Below are 7,319 nucleotides of genomic sequence, written 5' to 3'. Positions count from 1 at the left end.
AACGCTTACCGTGAATACCTGCTCGCCTGTGACCCTACTGCTCCGCCTCACCACTCTCTTTTTGATAGCTGTTTGCGCAATATCCACGGGCTTTGCAGCCCAAAAGACTTCAAAAAATAAAACTCGCTCCAATACAAGCGCAACAACGCCGGGCCCGCTCTACAGCACCCGCCCCGAGGTCATGCAACTGGCCGACGACCTGGCTCAGCGCCGCAACCTGGACCCGGCTTGGGTGCGCCACTCAATTGGCCAAGCCCGGCTAGTACCCGCCATTCAGCGCGCCAGCACCCCCCCGCTGTGGGTACCCCCAAGAACTGGGCGGTGTACCGCAGCCGTTTTATTGATCCCATCCGCATCAAAGCCGGGGTGCAGTTCTGGCAAGACCACCGCGCCACGCTGGAGCGTGCCGAACGCGAAACCGGCGTGCCTGCCCAAATCATCGTGGGCATCATCGGCGTGGAAACCATCTACGGCCAGCAAACGGGCAATTACCGCGTTATCGATGCTTTGAGCACACTGGCGTTTGACTTTCCGAGTGCCCACCCGCGTGCAGGCGATCGGGCCAAGTTTTTCCTCAACGAGCTAGAGGCTTTTCTCAGCCTCACGGCCCGCACCAACACCGACCCACTGGCCCTCAAAGGCAGCTATGCCGGTGCCATGGGCCTGCCACAGTTCATGCCGTCAAGCTGGGCCAAGTACGCGGTGGACTTTGATGGCGACAGCCGGGTTGACCTGTTCCACAGCGCGGCCGATGTGATTGGCTCGGTGGCCAATTACTTTGTGGCCTTCAAATGGCAAGCCGGTCTGGCCACGCACTACCCGGTGCAGTTCGACCTGGCGCGACTGGACCGCACCACCCTGCTGGCCCCCGACATCCTGCCCACCTTCAGCGCCCAAACCATGCAAGACAAAGGCGTGCTGCTGGACACGGCCGCGGCCGCACACCCCGGCAAGCTGGCGCTGGTAGAGCTGCAGAACGGTGCTGACGCGCCGCTCTACATTGCCGGCACCGACAACTTCTACGCAATCACCCGCTACAACTGGAGCAGCTACTACGCCCTCGCGGTGATAGAACTGGGGCAAGAAGTGGCAGCGGCCTTGCCACCTTTGGGCAGCATGCCAAAATAAACCATGCCCATACCCGCCGACACTGCCCTGGACAACACGGACGAACACTCCACGACCGCGCTGTACCGTGCGGCAGTGGGTGAGGTCAACAGTGCGTATTACCTGCCATTGTTTGCGCGCTTTGAAGCTGCCGACCGTGCGGGCCTGAGCTGGAACGGCGCGGCCGCACTCTACACCCTCAACTGGCTAGCGTTTCGCCACCTCTGGCACGCCGCGCTGGTGTATGCGGGCGTGTTGGTAGGAATGGCACTCGGCATCTTTGGCATCGGGCGCCTGGTATTCCAGTTTTCGGACACCACCCAGTGGGGCCTGGCCGGCGGCCTGGTGCTGCTGTCTGTGTTGTTGCCAGGCTTGGGCGGCAATGCCGTGCTGCATGCTGCCACCCGCAAACGCATGGAAGCTGCACTCAAAGCCACCCATACCGTAGCAGAAGCCTGCGCGCTGCTGAGCCGCAAGGCGCCCACCCGCAAAAGCCTGATCGCCCAAATGGTGGCCAACGCCCTGGGGCTGGCCTTGCTGGCCTATGCCTGGCTGCAATTCGAAGGTTGGACACCGGTTACTGCAACACCACCCGTGGCAGCTGACGCCCGCAATGTGGCGGTGGGCCGCACGATCGATGTATCAGTACCGCAAGCTCCTGCGCCGGCCGCCTCGGCTCCCGCTATGGCAACGTCGGCCCCCGCCACGGCGGCTTCTGCACCTGCGACCGAATCAGCAGCTGTTGCCCAGCGCGCCGTATCCGCAGCGGCCGTGCTGCCGGCACCCCAAGCAGCGGTCCCCTCCAGTGCCCCCGTTGTGGCACGCGCGGCCAGCGCTGCGGCAGCGCCAGCATCTGCAGCCGCCAAGCCCACACCCGCATCACCAGCCACGAAGCCCGCCGCGCCCGCAACAGCCCCCGCCGCGCGTGCCAGCAGCTCGGCGCCGGCCAAGATCATTATTCTGTCCAAACCGGTAGCGGCCGAATCCGCCGCAATTCGGGCCAGCGGGGCCACCAGCGCCCCAGCCACACCCGCAGCGCTGGCGCAGATGTATGTGGTGAATGTGGGCTTGTTCGCCCAAGAGAACAATGCGCGCAACGCACTGACCCAGCTGACGGATGCGGAGCTTCCTGCCAGCACCCAAAGTGTCAGGACCAACCAGGGCACGCGCATCCGCGTGCGTGTCGGCCCCTTCGATACCTTGGCAGAGGCCGACCGCGCGGCGGACAAAATTCGCACCATGGGACTGGATGCCCAGGTAGCGCCGCAGTAGCGGCAAGCGCTTTCGCTAAAAGCCGGCGGGGCCGTCAAACTGGGCGTGCAAAGCGTCCAGCCAATGGTCAATCTCCGCCTCGCTCACGTGCAGATGTGCCAGACAAGCGGCACCATGTTGGTCCCACTCCACATGCTCGGTTTGGCCCTCGTGCAGTGCCACCAGGTGTTCGGCCAACAGCGACATGGCGACCAGCGTGCGCACCTCGGCAGGAATGTTGTCGTCCCGCAGCACCGTGAAGTCGTGGTGCAAGCGCACTGCAATGGCAACGATGGGTGGCAAGCGCCAGGTTTTGGCCACAATGGCGCCCACCACCGCATGGTCGGTACGATGGGCTTCGTTCTCGACCTGGGTAAAGGTGCGCTCTTTGTCGTGCATGGCCCGGGCCAGCGTGGCCTCATACCCGGGCAGGCCTTGCAGCATGATGGGCAAGCCCACATGGCAAAACAAGCCGCAGGTGTGGGCAATGTCGGCGTTGATGCCATACATCTGGCGCGCGATGTAGCCCATGGCGTACGCACGGCGGGTAGAGGTTTCCCAGAAATGCTCCAGCAGGGGCGACTTCACCGTGATGGTTTCGCGCAGCAAGAACCCCGTGAGGATGGAGACGGTTTGCGCCATGCCCAGCAAAGCCACGGCCTCGGCCACCGTGGAAGCGGCGCGGGAGCGCGCATAGATGGGGCTGTTGGCCACCCGGATCAGCGCCGCGGCCATGGCTACATCGCGTGATGCAATTTTGGCAATGGTGGCCGGCTCCGGGTCTTCGCGATTGAACTCCACACGCAGGTCCGTCAACAAAGCCGGACAGGGCTGGATCACGATCTCTCGCAACGGTCCTGCGGACTTGGCGGTTTCAATTTCACGGTCGATATCCGCTACGCGCATGCTGTCTCCTCGTTGCAGACATTATGCTGAAAACCGGGGTCTGCGCGGCAGAATCCGGCCTGTTTTCAGACCGCGTAAACCCTGTACCCAATGCCTCAGGTGACCGGCACCAGATACTCGCGGCTGATATGGGCACCCAAGTCATTCACGCGGTCCAAAAACTGTGTAAGGTAGGCGTGCAGGCCCGTAGCCAGGATTTCGTCGATACGACCAAACTGCAACTCGGCGCGCAGCTTGCCGGCACGGCGCAGGGTCTCGCTACCGGGGTCGCTGGCGACCAGGCGCAGGTTGTTCACCACTTCGTTGAGACTGGCGTGCAGCGAACGCGGCATGTCGGGCTTCAAAATGAGCAGTTCGGCCACGCGCTCAGGCTTGATCACGTCACGGTAGACCTTGCGGTAAACCTCGAAGCCCGAGACGCTGCGCAGGATCGCGCTCCAATGGTAGAAGTCGTACTCTTGGTCCTTCTCGCTGGCGGCACCAAAAAAGTCACTTTGTACCGCGTGGAACTTCACATCCACCAAGCGCGCAGTGTTGTCAGCGCGCTCCAGGAAGGTACCCATGCGCATGAAGTACAGCGCTTCGTCCATCAGCATGGTGCCCACGGTGACGCCGCGCGACAGGTGCGAGCGAAACTTCACCCACTCAAAAAACTGGGCCGGATCTTTTTCGAACTCGCCCGTCTTGATCATGCGTTTGACTTCGAGCCAGGTGGTGTTTTGGGTTTCCCACACTTCGGTGGTCAGCGCGCCGCGCACCGCACGTGCGTTCTCGCGGGCTGCGCTCAGGCAGGACATGATGCTTGATGGATTGCTCTCGTCCTTCACCATGAAGTCCATCACCTCGCGCGCCTGGATCTCGCCATGGCGCTCCTGGTAGGTGTAGAGCAACTCACTGATGGACAACAAACCCTGCCAACCCAGTTGGGCCACGGCTTCGGTTTGGGGCAATAGCGAGGTCTGGTAGTTCACGTCCAGCATACGCGCGGTGTTCTCGGCCCGCTCGGTGTAGCGGGACATCCAGAACAGGTGGTCAGCGGTTCTTGACAGCATACAAATTTCTCCGCAATTCGCTTATTGTTTTTGGGTTTGGCTCGGAATGGCAGCGGTGCTGGCAACAGCAGGCGCATCGTCTTCCAGAATCCAGGTGTCCTTGGTGCCGCCGCCCTGGCTGCTGTTGACCACCAGCGAGCCGTCTTTGAGCGCCACACGCGTCAGGCCACCGGGCACCATCTGCACCGTCTTACCGCTGAGCACATAGGGCCGCAAGTCGATGTGGCGCGGCGCAATGCCGCTTTCCACAAAGGTGGGGCAGCTGGACAAACTCAGCGTAGGCTGGGCAATGTAACCACTGGGGTTGGCTTCCACCGCTTTGCGGAAGTCTTCGATCTCGGCCTTGGTGGCCGCAGGGCCCACCAGCATGCCGTAGCCGCCGGCACCGTGCACCTCTTTCACCACCAGGTCTTTCAGGTTCGCCAGCGTGTAGGCCAGGTCATCCTTGTTGCGGCACATGTAGGTGGGCACGTTGTTCAGAATGGGCTTCTCGCCCAGGTAGAACTCGATCATCTTGGGCACGTAAGGGTAGATGGACTTGTCGTCCGCAATGCCGGTGCCTACGGCGTTGCAGATGGTCACGTTGCCGGCCTTGTAGGCGCCCAGCAGGCCCGCACAGCCCAGCGTGGAATTGGGGCGGAACACCAGCGGATCCAGGAAGTCGTCGTCCACCCGGCGGTAGATCACATCGACCCGGCGGGGGCCGCGCGTGGTGCGCATGTAAACAAAGTTGTCTTTGACGAACAGGTCTTGCCCCTCGACCAGCTCCACACCCATTTGCTGCGCCAAAAAGGCGTGCTCGAAATACGCGCTGTTGTACATGCCGGGTGTGAGCACCACCACCGTGGGCTCGGCCGTGGTGGCCGGGCTGCTGGCGCGCAGGGTTTCCAACAGCAGGTCGGGGTAGTGCGCAATGGGCGCCACGCGGTGCGCGCTGAACAGGTCGGGGAACAGCCGCATCATCATCTTGCGGTCTTCCAGCATGTAGCTCACGCCGCTGGGCACGCGCAGGTTGTCTTCCAGCACGTAGTACTCGCCGTTGCCCTTGGCGTCCGGTGCCCGCACGATGTCGATGCCACTGATCTGCGAGTAAATGCCATTGGGCACGTCCACGCCCACCATCTCGGGCCGGTACTGGGCGTTGCCCTCAATCTGCTCACGCGGCACGATGCCGGCCTTCAGAATCTCTTGGTCGTGGTAGATATCGTGGATGAAGCGGTTGAGAGCGGTGACGCGCTGCGTCAGACCCTTTTCCATGCTGGTCCACTCGTGGGCCGGAATGATGCGCGGAATCAGGTCAAACGGAATCAGGCGCTCCGTGCCGGAGCCGTCCTCGTCCTTTTCGCCGTAGACGGCAAAGGTGATGCCCACACGGCGGAAGATCATTTCCGCTTCTTCACGGCGTTTGGCCATCATGTCGCCAGGTTGGCGCGCCAGCCATTCGTCATAAATCTTGTAGTGGTCTCGTATCTGCTTGCCCTGAGTGAAAAACTCGTAGGGAAGCTGGGTGTACATCTCGTCGAATTTCCGCATAAAAGACCTCTCTGATCGCTCCGTATGCAAGCTTTGGGCCACAACCCTCATCACCCGCGCATGCACCACTATGGCACAAGATGGTGCCAGTACCGGCGATCGCTTTCCCGTGTGCACGCCACATTTTGGGGCTGCTCCGAGCGCCAACGCATGGCACCACATTGGGGCGACAACACCAAATTGATGCGCGCCTGCGTGTACCGGTCTACCACCATCGGCGCAGGGTGTCCAAAGCGATTGCGGTAACCGGCCTGCACCAGCGCCCACTGCGGCGCTACGGCCTGCAGAAACTCAGGCGTGCTCGAGGTCTTGCTGCCATGGTGCGGCACCAGCAGCACCGCCGCACGCAAGTGGTCGGTGCCCTGCCAGGCCTGCACCAAGCGCGCCTCCTGCGCGGCCTCAATATCTCCCACCAGCAGCGCACTCTGCACCCCGGTGCCAATGCGCAAAACACACGACAGGGCATTGGGCTTGGTGGCCATCGCGTAGTCCGCCGCTTGCGGATGCAACACTTCAAACGGCACGCCATCCCACACCCAGCGCTGGCCAGCCTCGCAGCGCTGCGCGGTGCGCAGCTGCTGCAAGGGGTGATTGGGCTCAATGGAGCTCAGCAAGGCGGCCTGCGGTTGCAGGGCCAATACGGCGGCTGCGCCGCCCACGTGGTCGGTGTCGCGGTGGCTCAGCACCACCGTGTCCAGGCGCACGTCCAACGCTTTGAGCAGGGGTACCAACACCCGGTGGCCGGCATCGCTCTCCAGGCTGTAGCGCGGCCCCGCGTCAAACAGCAGCGCATGCTGCGCGGTGCGCACCAGCACGGCATTGCCCTGCCCCACATCGGCCGCCAACAGCTCAAACTCACCGGGCGCTGGCAACGCGGGGCGCCACAACAGCAAGGGCACCAGCAGCGGCAGCCCCAAGGCGCGCAAATGCCAGGGCACAGGAAGCGCGCACAACAGCCCACCCACCACCGCTAACAGCCCCCAGCCCAGCGCAGGCAAGGGCCAGCTGAACGTAGCGCCGGGCCAATTGGCCAGCGCACTCAACCACCACCACAGCACATCGGTGGCCTGTGCAGCCAGCCCCCAAACGGCTGGCACCAGCACCCCCAGCAGCGCCAACGGCGTAAGCAACAAGGTGACCCAGGGAATAGCCAAAAGATTGGCCACCAGGCCCACGATCGACAGCTGGCCGAACAACAAAAGACCCAAAGGCGCCAGCGCCAAGGAGATGACCCACTGCTCTCGCAGCAGATGCCATATTTTTAAGAAAAATCGGCCTCCAACGCTGATGGAATATGCGCGAGCAGCTCCTGAATCTGTAGCAAACAACACCCCCACTGCCACAAAACTGAGCCAGAAACCCGGCTGCAGCAGCGCCCATGGGTCCAGCGCCACCACCGCGGCGCAGGCCAGCATCCACACCAGCGGCCAGGGCCAGCGCGCACCGGCCAGGCGCAGCACGGTGATGGTG

At 62.8% G+C, this 7,319-nt stretch carries 5 protein-coding genes and 1 pseudogene; 2 read left to right on the top strand and 4 right to left on the bottom strand.

The genetic code is table 11. The annotated features are described in order from the left end of the window. Positions 1 to 37 precede the first annotated feature (37 nt). Both mltB and U5O12_RS06585 read left to right on the top strand, forming a co-directional pair. A pseudogene (mltB, locus tag U5O12_RS06590) lies at positions 38 to 1,128 on the top strand (lytic murein transglycosylase B). A gap of 3 nt (positions 1,129 to 1,131) precedes the next feature. Beyond that, positions 1,132 to 2,379, top strand: coding sequence for an SPOR domain-containing protein (locus tag U5O12_RS06585; RefSeq protein WP_322577863.1), 1,248 nt, complete (start codon positions 1,132 to 1,134; stop codon positions 2,377 to 2,379). Positions 2,380 to 2,394: 15 nt separating this feature from the next. Here the strand turns inward: U5O12_RS06585 and U5O12_RS06580 are convergent, their stop codons facing one another. The 4 genes from U5O12_RS06580 to U5O12_RS06565 all read right to left on the bottom strand — a co-directional run. Next, a complete protein-coding gene (locus tag U5O12_RS06580) occupies positions 2,395 to 3,264 on the bottom strand; it encodes an HDOD domain-containing protein (protein WP_322577862.1) in 870 nt (289 codons plus the stop codon). Between the two features lie 95 nt (positions 3,265 to 3,359). Next, a complete protein-coding gene (locus U5O12_RS06575; protein ID WP_322577861.1) occupies positions 3,360 to 4,316 on the bottom strand; it encodes an alpha-E domain-containing protein in 957 nt (318 codons plus the stop codon). 21 nt (positions 4,317 to 4,337) lie between these two features. Then, positions 4,338 to 5,849 (bottom strand): circularly permuted type 2 ATP-grasp protein, encoded by a 1,512-nt coding sequence (locus U5O12_RS06570; protein WP_322577860.1) that lies wholly within the window; start codon positions 5,847 to 5,849, stop codon positions 4,338 to 4,340. A 68-nt stretch (positions 5,850 to 5,917) separates the two neighbouring features. After that, positions 5,918 to 7,319 (bottom strand): DNA internalization-related competence protein ComEC/Rec2 (locus U5O12_RS06565; RefSeq protein WP_322577859.1); only part of this gene is annotated, 1,402 nt, incomplete at its 5' end.

This window comes from Rhodoferax sp. (assembly GCF_034519335.1).
Classification (GTDB): Bacteria; Pseudomonadota; Gammaproteobacteria; order Burkholderiales; family Burkholderiaceae_C; genus Allorhodoferax.
Note: the sequence above shows the minus strand (reverse complement) of the source record. Positions and strands in the feature narration are given on the sequence as shown.